The organism is Streptomyces spinoverrucosus, from assembly GCF_006539505.1.
GTDB lineage: Bacteria > Actinomycetota > Actinomycetes > Streptomycetales > Streptomycetaceae > Streptomyces > Streptomyces spinoverrucosus.
This window is the reverse complement of the sequence record NZ_BJND01000027.1, coordinates 64641-82320: the sequence shown is the minus strand read 5'-3', so window position 1 is coordinate 82320 and position 17680 is coordinate 64641. Positions and strand designations below refer to the sequence as shown.

Here is a 17680-nt window from a genome sequence, read left to right as displayed (position 1 = left end):
GTCGCGCAGTTCCCCGCGCCCCTAAGGGCGTTGCCCGTCCCCCCAAATTTCGTAGCGAGGTATGTCATGCGCATGTTCCAGCCCAGTAGACGCACCGTTCTTGCCGGGGTCGCCGCCGGTGCCGCGCTCACCGCTGTTCCCGGCATGGGAATCTCGGCCGCCCACGCAGCCACCGCCCCCACCTATCGCTGGCGCAACGCCGTCATCGGCGGCACCGGATTCATCACCGGCGTCCTCTTCCACCCCTCCGTGCGCGGCCTCGCCTACGCGCGGACGGACATCGGGGGTGCCTACCGGTGGGACGACCGCGTCGGGCGCTGGACGCCGCTCACCGATCACCTCGGCTGGGACGACTGGAACCTCCTCGGGGTGGAGGCGATGGCCGTCGACCCCGTTCACCGCGACCGCCTCTACCTCGCGCTCGGCACCTACTCCCAGCCCTGGGCCGGCAACGGCGCGATCCTGCGTTCCGAGGACCGCGGCGCCACCTGGACCCGTACCGACCTCACCGTGAAGCTCGGCGCCAACGAGGACGGCCGGGGCACCGGCGAGCGGCTGCTCGTCGATCCGCGGGACTGTGACACCCTGTGGCTCGGCACCCGGCACGACGGACTGCTCAAGTCCACCGACCGGGGTGCCACTTGGGCACCGGCGACCGGCTTTCCGGCCACGCCGAGCGCCACCGGGCAGGGCGTCACCCTGCTCGTCGCCGCCGGGCGGGCCGTGTACGCCGGTTGGGGCGACGGCGACGGCGCCTCCGCCAACCTGTTCCGCACCACCGACGGCACCACCTGGACGGCCGTCCCCGGTCAGCCCACCGGCGCGCACGCCAAGGTCCCGGTCCGCGCCGCCTACGACCGCCACACCCGCGCGCTGTACGTGACGTACGCCAACGCACCCGGCCCCAACGGCCAGTCCGACGGCAGCGTGCACCGGCTCGCCACCGCGACCGGCACCTGGACCGACGTCACCCCGGTCAAGCCGGGCGGGACCACCCCCGACGGCTCCACCGACACCTTCGGCTACGGCGGCGTCGCCGTCGACGCCCGCCGCCCCGGCACCGTCGTCGTGTCCACGAACAACCGGTGGGCCGCCGTCGACACCCTCTACCGGTCCACCGACGGCGGGCGCAGCTGGACCTCCCTGAAGGACACCGCTGTGTTCGACGTGTCCGAGACTCCTTTCCTCAAGTGGGGCGAAGAAAAGCCCAAGTTCGGCTGGTGGATCCAGGCGCTCGCCGTCGACCCGTACGACTCGAAGCACATCGTCTACGGCACCGGCGCCACCCTGTACGGCACGCGGGACCTGAGGCACTGGGCCCCGCAGATCCGTGGCCTGGAGGAGACGTCCGTGCGCCAGCTGATCTCGCCCCCGGTCGGAGAGGCGCACCTGATCAGCGGATCCGGGGACATCGGCGTGATGTACCACGAGCGGCTCACGGCCTCCCCGTCCCGCGGCATGGCGACGAACCCCGTGTTCGGGTCGGCGACGGGACTCGCGCAGGCCGCGGGCAGGCCGGCGTACGTCGTGCGCACCGGGTGGGGCGACCACGGCAACGGCGCCTACTCGAACGACGGCGGGCGGACCTGGGCGCCCTTCGCGGCCCAGCCCGACATCGCCAAGAGCGCACCGGGGCCGATCGCCACCAACGCCGACGGCAGCGTGCTGCTGTGGTCCTTCGTGCACTGGGACGGCACGAAGTACGCAGCCCACCGATCCGCCGACAACGGCGCGACCTGGTCCGAGGTCTCCTCCTTCCCGAAGGGCGCCACGCCGGTCGCCGACCCGGCCGACCCGACGCTCTTCCACGCGTACGACACCGACACAGGAACGCTATACGCCAGCACTGACAGTGGCCTCACCTTCACCAAGCGTGCAGGCGATCTGCCCTCCGGGGACAGTCAGTTCAAGCTGGTCGCGGCGCCGGGCCGGTCCGGTGACCTGTGGTTGAGCGTCAAGTGGAACGGCCTCTATCGGTCCACCGACGGCGGGGCGAACTTCTCGAAGATCACCAGCTGCTGGGCCTCGTACACCCTCGGCTTCGGCAAGGCCGCCGACGGCGCCACGTACCCGGCGATCTACCAGGTCGGCTCCACCGAGAACATCACCGCCGTCTACCGCTCCGACGACGAGGCGAAGACCTGGGTGCGGATCAACGACGACCAGCACCAGTGGGGCTGGACCGGCGAGACCATCATCGGCGACCCGCGCATCCACGGCCGCGTGTACCTGGCCACCAACGGGCGCGGAATCCAGTACGGGGAGCCCGTCTGATGCCGAACCTCAGCGACGCCACCCGCGCCCGCCTCCTCTTCGGCGGCGACTACAACCCCGAGCAATGGCCCGAGGAAACCTGGCCCGACGACGTACGCCTCATGAAGGCCGCCGGCGTCAACTCCGTCACCCTCGGCGTCTTCTCCTGGTCCGAACTCGAACCCGCCCCGGGAGAGCGCAACTTCGGCTGGCTCGACCGCCTGATGGACCTCATGCACGAGAACGGCATCGGCGTCGTCCTCGCCACCCCCAGCGCCTCCCCACCCCCCTGGCTGGGCCGGCTGCACCCCGACACCCTGCCCCGCGACGCCGACGGCCGCATCGAACTCTGGGGCGGCCGCCAGCACTTCTCCCACTCCAGCGCCACCTACCGCCGTTACGCCGCCGCCATCACCGAGGACCTGGCCGCCCGCTACGGCAGCCACCCCGCCCTCACCATGTGGCACATCAACAACGAGTACTGCACCTTCGACTACGGCGACGAGGCCGCCGAACGCTTCCGGAACTGGCTGAAGGCCAGATACGGCACCCTCGACGCCCTCAACACCGCCTGGGGCACCGCCTTCTGGAGCCAGCGCTACGACACCTGGTCCGGCATCCTGCCGCCACGCCACGCCCACTACATGAAGAACCCCACCCAGCTCCTCGACTTCCGGCGCTTCACCTCCGACATGCTCCTGGAGTGCTATGTCGCCGAGCGCGACATCGTCCGCCGCCACACCCCGCACATCCCGGTGACCAGCAACTTCATGCCGCTGTGGATCGGCCAGGACGCCTGGCGCTGGGCGGCGGAGGAGGACGTCGTCTCGGTCGACCTCTACCCGGACCCGCGCGACCCACTGGGCGCACAACAAGGCGCGCTGGTCCAGGACATGACCCGCTCCCAGGCCCGCGGCCCCTGGATGCTCATGGAGCAGGCCGCCGGTCCCGTCAACTGGCGCGGCGTGAACCACCCCAAGCCCCGCGGCCTCAACCGCCTGTGGTCTCTGCAGGCCGTGGCCCGTGGTGCGGACGCCGTCTGCTACTTCCAGTGGCGGCAGTCCCGGCAGGGCGCGGAGAAGTTCCACTCCGGGATGGTCAGCCACGCGGGCGAGCGGGGGCGGACGTACCAGGAGGTCAAGCAGCTCGGCGCCGAGCTCGCGGCGATCGGCCCGCACGTGTCGGGCAGCCACAGCACAGCAGACATCGCTGTCCTGCACGACTGGCACTCCTGGTGGGCCGGCGTCCAGGACGGCCGTCTGTCCACCGAGGTCGACTACCCGGCCGTACTCCGCGCCTGGCACCGCGCCCTGTGGGAGGCCCACCTCACCACCGACTTCGCCCACCCCGAGCACGACCTGACCGGCTACTCCCTCGTCATCGCCCCCCAGCTCTACCTCCTCACGGACGCGGCGATCGAGAACCTCATCGCGTACGTCCGCCAAGGCGGCACCCTCGTCTGCGGCTTCCTCACCGGCGTCGCCGACGAGGACGACCGGGTACGCCCCGGTGGCATGGACGCCCGGCTGCGCGACCTGTTCGGCATCCGCACCCTGCACGAGTGGTGGCCGCTGGACGCGGGGGAGTCGGTGTCCTGCGACGGTTTCGACGGCACCCTGTGGTCGGAGGAGATCGAGGCGGAGCCGTCGGTCACCGAGACGATCCCGTACAAGGGCGGCGAGCTGGACGGCCTGCCCGCCGTTCTCCGCAAGGGCCGCGCCTGGTACGTCTCGACGCTCCCGGAGCCGGACGCGCTGCGCGAGCTGCTCACCCGTGTCGCCGCCGACGCGCAGGTCCGCCCGGTGCTCGACGGGCTGCCCGCCACCGTGGAGGCCGTACGGCGGGGTGATCTGCTCTTCGTGCTCAACCACGGGCGCGAGCCGGTCACCGTCCCCGTCCCGGGCACCCATCACGACCTGCTCACCGATACGACTGTCCAGGACGAGGTCCGCCTGGACCGCTACGGAGTGGCGGTGCTCAAGCCATGACACAGCCGGGCCCTGTCCACGGCACCTGGGAGCCGCACCCGGCCGCCCGCTGGGAGGACGCCTTCCTGAGTGGCAACGGCCACCACGGCATCCTTGTGTTCGGTGACCCGAACGACGACCGTGTCATCGTCACCCATCACACCCTCGTCCGCCCCAACGGCTCCGAGCACGCCCGACCTCCGGAGCTGGCCGAGGAACTCCCTGCCCTGCAGGACCGGTTGCTCGCCGGTGACCTCACCGCGGCGGAGGACTTCACGGACGGGCGGCCGACACTGTGGGTGCAGCCCTTCCACCCGGCCTTCCAGCTCCGGCTGAAGCGCCGAACCGGGGAGTCGACCGACTACCGGCGACATGTCGACTTCTCCACCGGCGAGGCGACCGCCCGCACCACCGACTGGACCAGCCGTGTCTTCGTCTCCCGCGCCGACGACGTCATCGTCCACGAGATCACGTCCCCCGGCCTGACCCTGGAGATCCACCAGGACCACCACCTCCCCAACGCCCCCACCCGCCTGGCGCTCAGCCACGGCTCCCTCCTCACCCCCGAGGGCGCCGCCCTCACCCTCCGCGCCCACTACCCCGACAGCGACCGCGCCTACACCGGCCTCACTCTCGTCGCGGTCACCGGCGGCCGTACCACCCTCGCCCCGCCCGGCGCCCACATCGAGGGAGCCACGTCCGTCCTCCTCCTCACCCGCACCAGACGCCACACTGCCGAACTGGACGTCGTGGCGGAGACCCGGGCGCTGCGCGCCCTCATCCGGCCGTACGACGACCTGCTCGCCCGGCATCTCGCCCACCACCGCACCGCCTACACCCGCGTCACCCTCGACCTCGCCGCCGACCGGGACGAACGCGCCCTCCCCGGCTCCGAGCTGCTCAAACACCCCCAGAGCCCGGCCCTGCTCGAACGCCTCTTCGCCGCCGGCCGCTACCACCTGCTCTCCTCCAGCGGCCTGCAACCACCCCGCCTGCCCGGCCTGTGGACCGGCGACTGGGACACCGGCTGGTCCGGCGCCTTCACCACCAACGCCAACCTCAACCTCCAGACGGCATCAGCGGCCTCCGCCGCCCTACCGGAAGTCACCGAGGCCCTCGCCTCCCTGATCCACGGACAACTGCCGCATTGGCGTGACAACGCCCGCGCGCTCTTCGGCGCCCGGGGCATCGTCGCACCCACCCACACCGACGGCGAGTCCGGGCACGCGTACCACTTCTCCCGCCGATACCCCCTGCACCTGTGGACGGCGGGCGCCGACTGGCTGCTCAAACCCCTCGTCGACCACGACGAGACCCGCGGCGAACGCGACCCCCGCACCGCCGCCGCCCTCGCCGAACTCGCCCAGTTCTACGAGGACTTCCTCACCCACACCGACGCCGACGGCCACCTGGTCGTCGTCCCCTCCTACTCACCCGAGAACCGCCCCGCCAATGCCAGTTGGGGCGCGATCAACGCGGCCATGGACCTCTCCGCCGCCCGGCACGCCCTCCGCACGGCGGCCGCGTACCACCCGGACACCCCGGACGCCGACCGCTGGCGCGCCCTCGCCGACCGTCTCCCGCCCCACCGGATCAACGCCGACGGCGCGCTCGCCGAATGGGCCTGGCCGGGACTGGAGGACTCGTACGACCACCGGCACCTCAGCCACCTCTACGGCGTCTGGCCACTCGACGAGATCAACCCGTACGACACCCCCGACCTCGCGGCCGCCGCCCACCGCGCGCTCGAACTGCGCGGCGCCGAGAACGACTCCGCGCACGGTCATCTGCACCACGCCCTGATCGCCGCCCGCTTGAGGGACGGCGAACGGGTCGCCCACGCGCTCGGCCAGGTGCTCCAGGGCGACTACTTCCACGCGTCGTTGATGAGCGCGCACTACCCCGACCGGGACGTCTACAACGCGGACGCCGCCCACGCCCTCCCGGCCGCGCTGATCGAGATGCTGATCCAGTCGACCCCCGACCGCCTGGTCCTGCTCCCCGCGCTCCCCTCAGCCCTGCCGCACGGCAGCCTCCGCGGCGTCCGCACCCGCTTCGGGGCGGAGGTCGACATCACCTGGGGGCCCGACGGCGCCACGGCGGTCGTACGACCCACCCGCACCCTCCGCATCGAACTGAGGACTTCCTCCGGCGCGCAGCCGCTCGACCTCGTCGCCGGAGAAGACCGTGTCCTCCCACTGGAGGCGCGGTAATCCCCGCAATTCCCCCCACACCCATGGAAGGGACACCATGGCAACACGCACCCTGAGCAGCAGAATCACCAAGGCTCTGCTCGCCCCCGCGCTCGCACTCGGCGCCACCGTCGGTCTCGCCTCCGCCCCTGCCCACGCCGCCGTCTGGAACTCCTGCGACCAGTGGGGCAACACCAGCCTGAACGGCTACACGCTCTACAACAACATCTGGGGCCAGGGCGCCGGCAGCCAGTGCATCTGGGCCAACTCCGGTACCAACTGGGGCGTCTGGGCCAACCACCCCAACACCGGCGGCATCAAGTCCTACCCCAACGCCAAAAAGGTGATCAACAAGTCGATCACCTCCCTGGGCTCGCTGAACAGCAGCTACAACGTCACGGTGCCGTCCGCGGGTTCGTACAACACCTCGTACGACGTCTGGGACACGGACTACGACTACGAGATCATGCTCTGGGTCAACTACAACGGTGACGTCGGTGCGCTCGGCGACTACCAGGGCAACGCGACGCTCGGCGGTCACAACTGGAACGTCTACAAGGGTCGGGTCTACCGGGCCGACGGGACGTACTGGGACGTCTTCTCCTTCCTGCGCACGTCCGACTCCACCTCCGGCACGGTGCAGATCCTGCCCGTCCTGAAGTGGATCAAGGACACCAAGGGCTGGATGGGCAACGAGACCATCGGCGACGTGCAGTTCGGCTTCGAGATCACCTCGTCGTCCGGCGGTCTGGACTTCCGCACCAACAACCTGACGGTCAGCAGCACCTGACGGGCAATCAGGGCTCGGTCGGCCGTGCCGTCAGGCGCGGTCGACCTCGGCCCGCAGGGCGTTGTAGTCCGCGAAGGCCGACTCGACGTCGGCGCGGGTCAGGCCGTAGCGGGACAGGTCGTAGCGGTGGGGGCGGGTGCCCTTGGGGCGGGCCGTGACCTCGGGGAGCCGGGCGGCCTCCGCCTCGGTCCAGCGGGCGCCGACGGCGGCGTAGAGCTTCGGGGCGCCGACGGCGGGGTCGGACCCGAGCCAGGAGTACGGGACGTCCACCAGGGCCTCTCGCGGGATCGCGGCACGGGACGCCAGGCCGCGCGCCGCGGAGCGGCTCAGCAGTTCGAGCCAGGTGGCGCCGATGCCGTGCAGGTCGACGGGGCGGGTGCTGAGGACCATGCCGTGCTCGACGAGGCTGCAGAACGATGCCATGACGGTGGCCGGGTCGCGGTGGGTCCATACGATCGTGGCGTCCGGGAAGACCGTGCGCAGCGCGTCGAGGTTCTCCAGGTGCATGGGGGACTTCAGGATCCAGCGGCGGCGCGGGCGGCCGTACTGAAGGACCTGGTAGACCTGCTTGAGGTGGCGGTAGTCGGGGACGAAGTCCCGCTCGTAGTGCCAGGCCTGGTACTCGGGTATGCGGGCCGAGGACAGCGGCATCAGGGCGTGCGGGAGGGCGAAGGTGCACTCCTCGGGACCCTCTGCGACCAGGGGATGGATGTCGCGGAAGCGCGGGGCGAACAGATTGGTTCCCTGGACCAGGTGACGCGCAGGCGCCGTCGCCTTGCGCCGCCGGCCGGGCGGTACCTTCAGGTCGGGCGTGAGCAGCTCCCACAGCAGGGGGCTGCGGTGCTCGCCCGAGAGGGACAGCACGCCGTGGGTGAGGGTCGTCGCGGTGCGCGGCAGGCCCACCACGAACACCGGCTTCTCGACCGGCTCCTGCTCGATCGCGGGACACTCGGCGATCAGCCGCCGGATCCGGGCCCGGTTGGTGAGATGCCTGCGGACGTGGGTCTGCGCGGACTGCCAGCCGACCGGAGTGAGGTTCTCGGCCTTGGCCCAACAGCGCAGCAGGAACCGGAAGTCGTCGACGAACTGCTGATCCCCCTCCACCTGCCCGGCCTTGGCGACGAGCCGGTCGAAGACCCGATCGGGCACGCGCCGGGAGCCGAAACCCGGCCGGAGCAGCAGATCGGCTAAGGCGAGGGGGAGCGGAGCGGAGGACATCGGGGACGGCTTCCCTTCGTGGGCGAGACGACGGCGGGTTCGGCCGGGGCGAACGTATCCCATCGAACGGGCTTGCTGTGCCTATAAGTACACAGTGGGCGTCTCGGTCGCGCCGAAGGCGTTCAGCCGGGACCTATGCGCCCGAAGCGAGCCGGATCAGCAGCACGCCGGGCGTGCGCGGCAGCGACACCCTCAGGGCGTCGCCGTCCCAGACCGCCGAGGCGGCGCCCGGAGCGGACGGATGCAGGATCTCCGTATGGACCTTGCCCCCCGTCAAGTCGCCCACCTCCAGGTGGAGTTCGCTCCGGCCTGCGGTCCCGCCTTCGCCGTCCCGCCGCCACACCAGGACATACGACGGCCCGTCCGGCACCCGCATCCCCAGCGCCACCCACTCGTCCGTCCACCCCGGCAGCCCCAGCGGCCAGAACGGCACCGCCCGCGCGAGATCCCCGCGGATCGCCTTGTACGTCGCCACCGCGTCCCGCACGAGTCCGAGCTGCCGCTGTGACATCCGGTCGAGGTGGCCGGAGAGATGGATGCGGCCGAGCAGCGCCCCGCCCAGCGTGAAGGCGATCAGGTCGTCGTCGAACTCCGGCTGCGGGTAGGCCCAGACCGCGCTCTGCTCGGGCGGCACGGCACTCGGCGCGGCGGCGGCGATGGGCGGGTAGCGCAGGGGGTCCTGCTGGTCGCTGGTGGACTGGAGCTGGGTGACGGCCAGGGTGGCCCCGTCCATCCGCATGCCGCCCGAGGCGCAGTTCTCGATGACCAGCCCTGGGTGCCGGTCCAGCACCTCGGACAGCCACTCCAGGTACGCCTGGGCGTGGCCGAGCAGCCCGGCGCCCGGTGCGAGGTCCCCGGGCGCCTGGGTGCCGGGGGAGACCACGATGTTGTAGTCCAGCTTGAGATAGCCCACCCCCCAGTCGCCGACGATCCGGTCCACCGTCTTGTCGAGGTGCGCGCGGGCGGCCGGATGCCGCAGGTCGAGCTGGTGCCGCCCCTGTTCGGCGAGGCGTACGCCGTCCCGCTGGAAGAAGGCCTCCGGCGGCAGCGCTGCCGCGACGGGGCTGCGCACCCCGACGACCTCCGGCTCCAGCCACAGCCCGGGCACCATGCCGCGCTCCCGGATCCGGTCCAGGACCCGCACGATCCCCCCGTCCGGGAAGCGCCGCGCCGACGGCAGCCACTCGCCGACGCTGTCCCACCAGCCCTGCGTGTCGTCGTACCAGCCGGAGTCGATGCAGAAGTACTCCGCACCGGCCTCGGCGGCCGCGTCGATCAGCGGCAGCAGTTTCTCCGTCGTCGGGTCGCCCATCAGCGTGTTCATGTAGTCGTTGAAGACGACGGGCAGGGTGGTGTGGTCCGGGTGGGGGCGGCGCACTGCGCGGCGGTACGACGTCAGCGCCCCCAGTGCCGCGTCCAGGCCGGAGCCCCACGCCAGTACGCCAGGCACGGTGGTGAACTCCTCGCGGGGGCCCAGTCGCACCCGCCACTGGTGCTCGGCGTCCGTGGGACCGTTCAGCGCGAGATACGTGCCGTGCGCCCGTTCCCCCAGGTCCCAGCGCCAGCCCGCCGGGGACTCCACCTGCCACACCCAGGCCCGTCCCGCGCCGCCCCGCTCCGTCAGCGCCCCCATCGGCAGATGGCCGTCGGTGGGCCAGCTGCCGCGCCCCACCAGAGTGAGCGCCGCCCGGCTGTCGTGCTGATGGGCGCCGGCGTTGATGTCGGCGACCGCGGCCCGCAGCGGCTCGGCGTACCAACGGCACTCCGCCAGCCAGTCGTTGCGGGCCCGGTGCACGTCGAGGGTGTCGGGGGAGGGCAGGCCGCCGAGCAGCAGGCTGCTGACGGACTGGACTACGAGGGGTTCGGTGCCGTCGTTGCGCAGCCGGACCCGGGAGCGCAGCACCGGCAGTCCGGTGGGGGAGGAGAGTTCGACCGACGCCGTCAACCCGGTGAGGGGGTCGTCGAGTTCGACCGTCAGCCACTCCCAGCCCGCCCGCGTGCCGCTGCGGTGACCCCGGTGGCGCAGCCGCGTCCCGAGGGCCGTACCGGTGAAGCGGGGTCCGGACCAGCCACTGCCGTGTCCCAGGGCGATCAACTCGACCAAGGGGAGCGCGGCTTCGAGGTCACCGGGCGCGGGCCCGCCGCCCAGCCGGACCAGTCGCAGGGTCCCGTCCGAGGCCGTCGCGAACTCGGCCTCCAGCGCCGAGTGTCCCCAGGAAAAGCCGTTCCGCGTCCCGTCCGCCGCCGTACCGGTCAAGGTGCCCCCTCCCGCCTCCGCGCGCCCGCGCGGTGCCCGCTTCGGCCGTTGAAGTGTCCGCGCGCGTCTGCGCGGTCTTGCCTCGGCCGTTCAAGACTCCGCGCGCGTCTGCGCGGTCCGCTTCGGCCGTCCAAGACTCCGCGCAGGTCTGCGCGGTGCCCGCTTCGGCCGTGTGAATCCATCGTTACGGTGTCTTGACGACCCCTGTGTGACCGGTCACAATCCTGGCATGAATGTGACCGGTCACACAAGGCGACCGGCGAGCATCAGGGACGTGGCGACCGCTGCCGGCGTCTCGTACCAGACCGTCTCCCGGGTGATCAACGGCCACCCCAGCGTCAAGCCGTCCACCCGGGAACGCGTGCTCGCCGCCATCGAGGAACTCGGCTTCCGCCGCAACGCCACGGCCCTCGCCCTGGCCAGCGGACGCACACGGGCCGTGACCGTGCTGACCGCCAACACCACCCACCACGGCTACGCCTCCATCCTCCAGGGCATCGAGGAGGAGGCCCGCGCCGCGTCGTACACGATGGCGATCGGCGTCCTGGAATCGGCGGAGGAAGCCGCCGTCGCCGCCGCGGTGCAGCGGGCGGCGGACGCGGGCGGCGGCCTGATCGTGATCGCCTACGATCCGGCAGGCGTCCGTGCCCTGGAGGCCGTCCCCGCCGAACTGCCCGTCGTCGGCGTCGTCGAGACCCCCGCGGGGCGGCCCGGCGACGACCGGCCCTGGGTGTGGACCGACGACCGCGAGGCCGCCTACCAGGCGACCCGCCATCTGCTCGGCCTCGGCCACGAGACCGTGCACTACGTCGCCATCCCGTCCAGCACCCGCCGCACCAGCGCCCGTACGACGGGCTGGCGGCAGGCGCTGCGGGAGGCCGGAGCCCCCGAACCCCGCCCGGTGCAGGGCTCTTGGGGCCCGGCGGGCGGATACGCGGCAGGCCTGCGACTCGCCGAGGACAAGAGCGTCACCGCCATCCTCTGCGGCAACGACGACCTCGCCCTCGGCGTCCTGCGCGCCCTGCACGAGACCGGCCGCTCCGTCCCCGGCGAGATCAGCGTGGCCGGGTTCGACGACGCCCCGCACTCCGCCTATCTGACCCCGTCCCTGACGACCGTACGCCTGGACTTCACCGGCCTCGGACGTTCCGCGTTCGCCCTGCTGCACGGCGTGCTGGAGGAGTCCGCGCGGATCGCCCCGCACCCCGTGTCCGTACCGGAACTGGTGGTGCGGGAAAGCTCGGGGCCGCCGCCCGCCCGCGACTGAACAAGCCCGGTACCGCCGCCTCCTGGACCCCCGTTCGTGAAAGGCACGTGAGGTACGTGATCATGAGACGAGCCCTCCCCGCGCTGGCCCTGATATGCGTCTCCGCCCTGGCCGCCACCGCGTGCAGCGACCCCACCGCGGGCGACGCCGGTACGGACGACAAGCAGGCGGCGGTCGACCCCACCGCCCGCCTGGACGGCGTACGGCTGACCATGTGGACCGCGCAGAACACCGTCAACGCGCCGAAGCAGGTCATCGACGCCTTCGAGAAGGCCACCGGCGCCCAGGTGGAGACGCAGGCGATCCCGGACCTCTACGAGCAGAACGTGCCGACCAAGCTGGCCTCCGGCGACCGGCCCGACCTGATGTTCTGGCAGCCGTCCATCTCCACGCTGCCGTTCGTCCAGCCCCAGCAGAACCTCCTCACCCTCGACGGCGAGGAGTGGGTCTCGAAGCTCGGCGACACCGAGCGCTCCCTCGGCGTCATCGACGGCAAGCGGTACGCGGCGATCGTCACCAGCCCCGCCATGCTCGGCGTCTACTACAACAAGGACGTCTTCAAGCAGGCGGGCCTCAGCGAGAAGGACTTCCCGCAGTCGTACGACGAACTGCTCGGCCTCGCCCGCACCATCACCGACAAGACCGACGCGGCCGGCTTCTACGAGGCCGGCGGCGACAAGTGGCCCCTGCAGTGGCAGATGCAGGTGCAGCTCACCGACCTCGACCAGCAGTGGTGGGACCGCCTGAACAAGAACGAGGAGAAGTGGACCGACCCCGTCGTCGTCGGCGCGATCAAGAAGTACAAGGAGAAGCTGCTCGACGCCGGACTCGCGCAGAAGAACTACCGCACCGGCACCTTCACCGGCCAGGCCGACGCCCTGTGGAAGGGCGAGGCCGGCATGGTCCTGAACGTCACCTCCTTCCAGAGCCAGTTGCAGGCCAAGTACTCCACCGCCGAGATCGACCAGAAGATCGGCTGGTTCCCGATCGCCAACTCCTCCGCCACCGGCATGTACTCGCCCGACCAGACCAACGGGGTCGTCGCCTTCAAGACCGGTGACGAGAAGCGGCAGAACGCCGCCCGGCAGTTCCTCGCCTTCTGGCTCGGCCCCGACTACCCCGCCTACATCGAGGCGATGAAGATCCCGTCCGTGCAGCCGTCCGTGCCCACCCCCGACGGGCTGCCGCAGACCGCCAAGGACCAGGTCGCGGCCCTGCCCAAGGCCATCGGCGTCTTCCAGGCCAAGGCGATCGTCGCCCCGGACACGCACCTCTACCTCGCCGACATGCTCTACGACAAGAAGACGCCCGAGCAGGTAGCCCAGGCCATCCAGGACCAGTTCACGCAGGTGGCCAAGGCCCAGGGTGCACCCGGGTTCCAGCCGTGACGGACACGGTCGTACGCACCGAGACCGCGCCCGTGACGGGCGTACCGAAGAGGGCCGGACGGCTGCCGCGTGCCGCCGTCCACCACCCCTGGTGGTTCGCGCTGCCCGCGATCGCCGTCTTCGCCGGGTTCTTCCTGGTGCCGAACCTGCTCAACTTCTACTACCCGTTCACCAACTGGTCCTCCTACCACGCGGACATCGCCTTCACCGGCCTCGACAACTTCCGCACCATCGCCGAGGACGGCTCCCTCCTCCGCGCGATCCGCACGACGCTGCTCTACGCCCTTCTGGCGGCGCTCTTCCAGAACGGTTTCGGGCTGGTGCTCGCGCTGCTGCTGGAGGCCGACACCCGCTTCAACCGGTTCTTCCGGGCGGTCTTCTTCCTCCCGGTGCTGATCTCCGCGCTCGCGACCGGTTACGTCTTCCAGGCCCTCCTCGACCAGGACGGCGCCGTCAACTCCGTGCTGGGCACGGACATCCCGTGGCTGGGCTCGACGACCTGGACGCTCGTCCTCGTCACGGTCATCCACGGCTGGAAGTGGATGGGCCTGTCCATGCTGATCTATCTCGCCGGGTTGAAGGGCATCCCCGGCGACATGCTGGAGGCCGCGAAGTGCGACGGCGCCGGCCCCTGGCGGACCTTCTGGTCGGTGCGCTGGCCGATGCTCGCCCCGGCGGTCACCTTCAACGTCACCACGGCCCTGATCGGCTCGATGAACACCTTCGACATCGTGCAGGCCACGACCGGCGGCGGCCCCGCGGCCTCCACCGAGGTCTTCAACATCTACATGTTCCGGATCTTCGGCCAGGGCCTGTACGCCCAGGCCTCCGCGATGAGCCTCGTGCTCTTCCTGGTCGTGGTCGCCATCGCGATCCCGCTGGTCATCGGCCTGCGGCGAAGGGAGCAGCTGCTATGACCCCGGTGGTGTGGCGGTACGGCCGCCCGGCCCTGGTCGTCCTGCTCGCCGGGCTCGCCGTCGGCGTACCGCTGTGGCTGGTCCTGGTGACGTCCGCCAAGCCGCAGGCCGAGGCCATCAAGCCGAACCTGGACGTGCCCGGGCACTGGCAGCCGGGCAGCAACTACCAGGACGCCGTCAGCCAGGGCGAGATGCTCCGCGGCTTCCTCAACTCCCTGCTCGTCGTGGTGCCGTCGGTCGTCCTCGTCCTGATCCTCGGCGCGGGCGCCGCCTGGGTCTTCGCGCGCCGCAGGTCGAGGCTGGTCTCGGCGGCGTACGCACTGTGCATCAGCGGACTGCTGCTGCCGCCCGCCGTCATCACCATCGTGATGGAGCTGCGCCAGCTCGGCCTGGCGGGCACCCGCCCCGGAATGATCGCCGTCTACACCGGCATGTACCTCTCCACCTCCATCTTCTTCATGACCGGCTTCATCCGGGCGATCCCCATGGAGCTGGAGGAGGCCGCGCGAATGGACGGCGCCAAACCGCCGCGGATCTTCCTGCGCATCATCCTGCCGCTGCTCAGGCCCGTCATCGCCACCGCGACGATCATGGTGATGCTCTACGCCTGGAGCGACATCTTCTACGCGTTCTTCGTCCTCGGCGGCGGAGAGCGGGCGACCCTCCCGCTCAACCTCTACAAGGTCGCCAGCGCCCAGCTCTATCTCAACAACTGGCATCTCGTCTTCGCCTACGTCGTGGTGATGAGCCTGCCGATGGTCGCCGTGTTCCTGGTGGCCCAGCGAAAGATCGTGTCCGGAATCACCAGTGGAGCCGTCAAGTAACGCCCATTCATACGGAGGTCCAGCGTGAGCCCCCGCACCAGATCCCGCACGAGGTCCCGTACCAGAACCGCCCTGGTCACAGCCGCCCTTGGAGTCGCCACCATGGCAGGCACACTCCCCGCAGCGGGACCGGCCGCAGCCGCCGACCCACAGCGCCTCACCGTCGACCTCTCCGCCCCCGAGGGCCCGGTGACGCTCGGCGCCAACGGCGCGCTCTACGGCCTCAGCGACGACGGCGTGCCCAGCGACGCGGCCCTGGAACCGCTGAAGATCACCAGCATCTCGCAGAAGCCGGAGGGCGGCGCCCAGCATCCCAACGGCGACGCGCTCACCGTCTCCAAGTCGTTCTTCCGCAACGGCGGCGGCGAGATCAACGTCATGATGCAGGACATCTACGCCAAGTGGCCGTACGAGGACCTCGGCATCGACGACTACCTCCCCAAGGTCGACAAGATCGTCAAGGAGGTGGCGGCCGACCCGAACAGCGACCGTTTCGTCTATGTCCCGTTCAACGAGCCCGACCAGATCTGGTACCACCTCGGCGTCTCCGACCAGGCCACCTACGAGAAGAACCGCGATCGCTTCTTCCAGGACTGGAAGACGGTCTACCACCGCATCCGCGCCATCGACCCGGACGCGAGGATCGCCGGTCCCAACGAGTCCGCCTACCACACCCGTCTGCTCCGCGACTTCCTCGCCTTCGCCAAGCGCGAGAACGTCCTCCCGCAGATCATGACCTGGCACGAGCTGGGCTCCGGCTCGCTGCGCGACTTCCAGGCGCACTACGACAACTACCGCGCGCTGGAACGCGAGGCGGGCATCGCGCCCCTGAAGATCAACATCGATGAGTACGCCAACCGCCGCGACCTGTCCGTGCCCGGGCAACTCGTCCAGTGGGTCTCGATGTTCGAGCGCAACAAGGTGTACGCCAACGCGGCGTACTGGGACGCGGCCGGCAACCTCAGCGGCCATGTCGTGCGCAGCAACATCCCCAACGGCGGCTGGTGGTTCTTCCGCTGGTACGCCGGGCTCACCGGCGACACCGTCAAGGTGACCCCGCCGCAGCCCCACACCATCGACACCCTCCAGGGCCTCGCTTCCGTCGATCGCTCCCGCCGCCAGGCCCAGGTCCTGCTCGGCGGCGCCGACGGTGACTCCGACGTAGTGGTGCGCAATGTCTCCCGGTCGCTGTTCGGCCGTACGGTCACCGCGACCGTCGCCGAGGCCGCCTGGTCGGGGTACGAGGGACAGCACGCGGCGCCGCGCGTCCTCGCCCGCACGAAGCTCACCGTCGCGGCCGACGGCACGGTGACGGTCCCGCTGCGCGGCATGCACAAGATGTCGGCGTACCGGATCGTCCTCACCCCCGGCGGTTCCGGCACCCCGGCCGCCCCCGCCGTCCCGTGGTCCGCCTCGTACGAGGCCGAGGACGCGGCGATCACCGGCGGCCGCGTCTACACCCAGGGCACCGTCAGCAACGCCAACGGCTACGCGGCTTCTGGCACCAAGGACGTCGGCTCGCTCAACACCCCGACCAGCAAGGTCGACTTCACGGTGACGGTGCCGAAGTCCGGGACGTACGACCTGGCGATCCTCTACGGCAACCAGTCCGGCGCCCCCGCCACCCAGAAGCTGTCGATCGACGGCGGGGAACCGGTGACGGTCACCTACCCGTCCACCGAGAACTGGACCTACCGCGCCAAGCAGGACGTCACCGTCCGGCTCCCGGCCGGCACCCACGTCCTCACCCTGGCCAAGGGCGACGCCGAGGTCACCCTCGACCGCATCGACCTGACCGCCCGCACGGGCGAGCCCTCGACGTCGTACGAGGCCACCCTCGCGGACATCAGCGGGCGGCCCTCCTACGACTACTCCTCCTCGACCGGCGCCGGCACCGGCGCGCTCGTCCTGCGGGGCGGCGACCAGGCGGTCTTCGACGTGTACGCCCCGCGCGACGGCTACTACACGGTGGTGTCGAGGGGGTCGGCGGCGGTGCGGCTCGCGCTCCACGGGGAGACGGTGACGGCGGCACCCGGACGGCCCCTGCGCCTCTACCTCGTCGCGGGCAACAACCGCGTCGCGATGACCGCGGGCCACGCCGCCGTCCGTTCCCTCGACGTTTCGGGCGGCGGCTCCACCGCGGGCACGCTCTCCTACGAGGGCGCCTCGGCCACCCTCGCGGGCGGCGCCCGGCTGGTGGAGTCGGCGTACGCATCCGCCGGGTCGCACATCGGCTGGCTGGGCAACAGCGCCGACAGCACCGCCGAGTTCACCGTGAACGCGCCCAGGTCCGGCCGCTATCTGCTGGTCGTCCACTACGCCCACAACGACCGGCGCGACAACGGCCACGCCTACAACACGGACATCATGTCCCGTACTGCGGACATCACCGTCGGTTCCGGCACTGCCCGGAAGGTCACCTTCAAGAACACCTGGAGCTGGGACGACTACTGGACCCTCGGCGTCCCCGTGGACCTGAAGGAGGGCTCCAACAAGGTGACGTTCGGCAACGCGACCGCGTGGGCACCGGACATCGACCGGATCGAGCTGGGCCGGGTCGTCGGATAAGGGGTTTCTGCTGGGCCTTGGCCGCCGGGACCTCATCCC

General features: G+C 70.8%; 11 protein-coding genes. 9 read left to right on the top strand and 2 right to left on the bottom strand.

Annotated elements, in window-relative coordinates; genetic code table 11:
- Positions 1–66: 66 nt before the first annotated feature.
- Genes SSP24_RS45570 through SSP24_RS20210 form a run of 4 tightly spaced genes read left to right on the top strand, consistent with a single transcriptional unit; the run spans position 67 to position 7202 of the window.
- Positions 67–2274: a sialidase family protein gene (locus SSP24_RS45570; RefSeq protein WP_229866034.1), complete on the top strand. Its 2208-nt coding sequence runs from the start codon at positions 67–69 to the stop codon at positions 2272–2274.
- Positions 2274–4241: a beta-galactosidase gene (locus SSP24_RS20220; RefSeq protein ID WP_141311066.1), complete on the top strand. Its 1968-nt coding sequence runs from the start codon at positions 2274–2276 to the stop codon at positions 4239–4241. The genes SSP24_RS45570 and SSP24_RS20220 overlap by 1 nt, the downstream gene beginning before the upstream one ends.
- A complete protein-coding gene (locus SSP24_RS20215) occupies positions 4238–6433 on the top strand; it encodes a glycosyl hydrolase family 95 catalytic domain-containing protein (RefSeq protein ID WP_141311065.1) in 2196 nt (731 codons plus the stop codon). Before SSP24_RS20220 ends, SSP24_RS20215 begins: the two co-directional genes overlap by 4 nt.
- A gap of 37 nt (positions 6434–6470) precedes the next feature.
- Positions 6471–7202: a glycoside hydrolase family 12 protein gene (locus SSP24_RS20210; protein ID WP_141311064.1), complete on the top strand. Its 732-nt coding sequence runs from the start codon at positions 6471–6473 to the stop codon at positions 7200–7202.
- Positions 7203–7232: 30 nt separating this feature from the next.
- Here SSP24_RS20210 and SSP24_RS20205 read toward each other — a convergent pair whose 3' ends face one another.
- On the bottom strand, positions 7233–8420 hold the full coding sequence (locus tag SSP24_RS20205) for a sulfotransferase family protein (RefSeq protein ID WP_141311063.1): 1188 nt from the start codon (positions 8418–8420) through the stop codon (positions 7233–7235).
- 133 nt (positions 8421–8553) lie between these two features.
- Entirely contained in the window at positions 8554–10677 is a 2124-nt protein-coding gene (locus SSP24_RS20200) for a glycoside hydrolase family 36 protein (protein WP_141311062.1), read from the bottom strand.
- 208 nt (positions 10678–10885) lie between these two features.
- On the opposite strand from SSP24_RS20200, the gene SSP24_RS20195 reads away from it, so the two are divergent.
- The 5 genes from SSP24_RS20195 to SSP24_RS20175 all read left to right on the top strand — a co-directional run bounded on the left by SSP24_RS20195 (position 10886) and on the right by SSP24_RS20175 (position 17641).
- Positions 10886–11944, top strand: a complete 1059-nt coding sequence (locus tag SSP24_RS20195; protein ID WP_229866033.1) for a LacI family DNA-binding transcriptional regulator — start codon at positions 10886–10888, stop codon at positions 11942–11944.
- 59 nt (positions 11945–12003) lie between these two features.
- The gene (locus tag SSP24_RS20190; protein ID WP_141311130.1) at positions 12004–13332 is read left to right on the top strand and encodes an ABC transporter substrate-binding protein; all 1329 of its coding nucleotides are present in this window, start codon (positions 12004–12006) and stop codon (positions 13330–13332) included.
- Positions 13329–14249: a carbohydrate ABC transporter permease gene (locus tag SSP24_RS20185; RefSeq protein WP_141311060.1), complete on the top strand. Its 921-nt coding sequence runs from the start codon at positions 13329–13331 to the stop codon at positions 14247–14249. The genes SSP24_RS20190 and SSP24_RS20185 overlap by 4 nt, the downstream gene beginning before the upstream one ends.
- A complete protein-coding gene (locus tag SSP24_RS20180; protein ID WP_141311059.1) occupies positions 14246–15073 on the top strand; it encodes a carbohydrate ABC transporter permease in 828 nt (275 codons plus the stop codon). The genes SSP24_RS20185 and SSP24_RS20180 overlap by 4 nt, the downstream gene beginning before the upstream one ends.
- A 102-nt stretch (positions 15074–15175) precedes the next feature.
- The gene (locus tag SSP24_RS20175) at positions 15176–17641 is read left to right on the top strand and encodes a CBM35 domain-containing protein (RefSeq protein WP_141311058.1); all 2466 of its coding nucleotides are present in this window, start codon (positions 15176–15178) and stop codon (positions 17639–17641) included.
- Positions 17642–17680 lie beyond the last annotated feature (39 nt).

Excerpts from the sequence above, each read along its gene's own strand:
- SSP24_RS20205 (WP_141311063.1), bottom strand. The coding sequence starts at position 8,420 with ATGTCCTCCGCTCCGCTCCCCCTCGCCTTAGCCGATCTGCTGCTCCGG.
- SSP24_RS20180 (WP_141311059.1), top strand. The coding sequence starts at position 14,246 with ATGACCCCGGTGGTGTGGCGGTACGGCCGCCCGGCCCTGGTCGTCCTG.
- SSP24_RS20220 (WP_141311066.1), top strand. The coding sequence starts at position 2,274 with ATGCCGAACCTCAGCGACGCCACCCGCGCCCGCCTCCTCTTCGGCGGC.
- SSP24_RS20215 (WP_141311065.1), top strand. The coding sequence starts at position 4,238 with ATGACACAGCCGGGCCCTGTCCACGGCACCTGGGAGCCGCACCCGGCC.
- SSP24_RS20175 (WP_141311058.1), top strand. The coding sequence starts at position 15,176 with ATGGCAGGCACACTCCCCGCAGCGGGACCGGCCGCAGCCGCCGACCCA.
- SSP24_RS45570 (WP_229866034.1), top strand. The coding sequence starts at position 67 with ATGCGCATGTTCCAGCCCAGTAGACGCACCGTTCTTGCCGGGGTCGCC.
- SSP24_RS20210 (WP_141311064.1), top strand. The coding sequence starts at position 6,471 with ATGGCAACACGCACCCTGAGCAGCAGAATCACCAAGGCTCTGCTCGCC.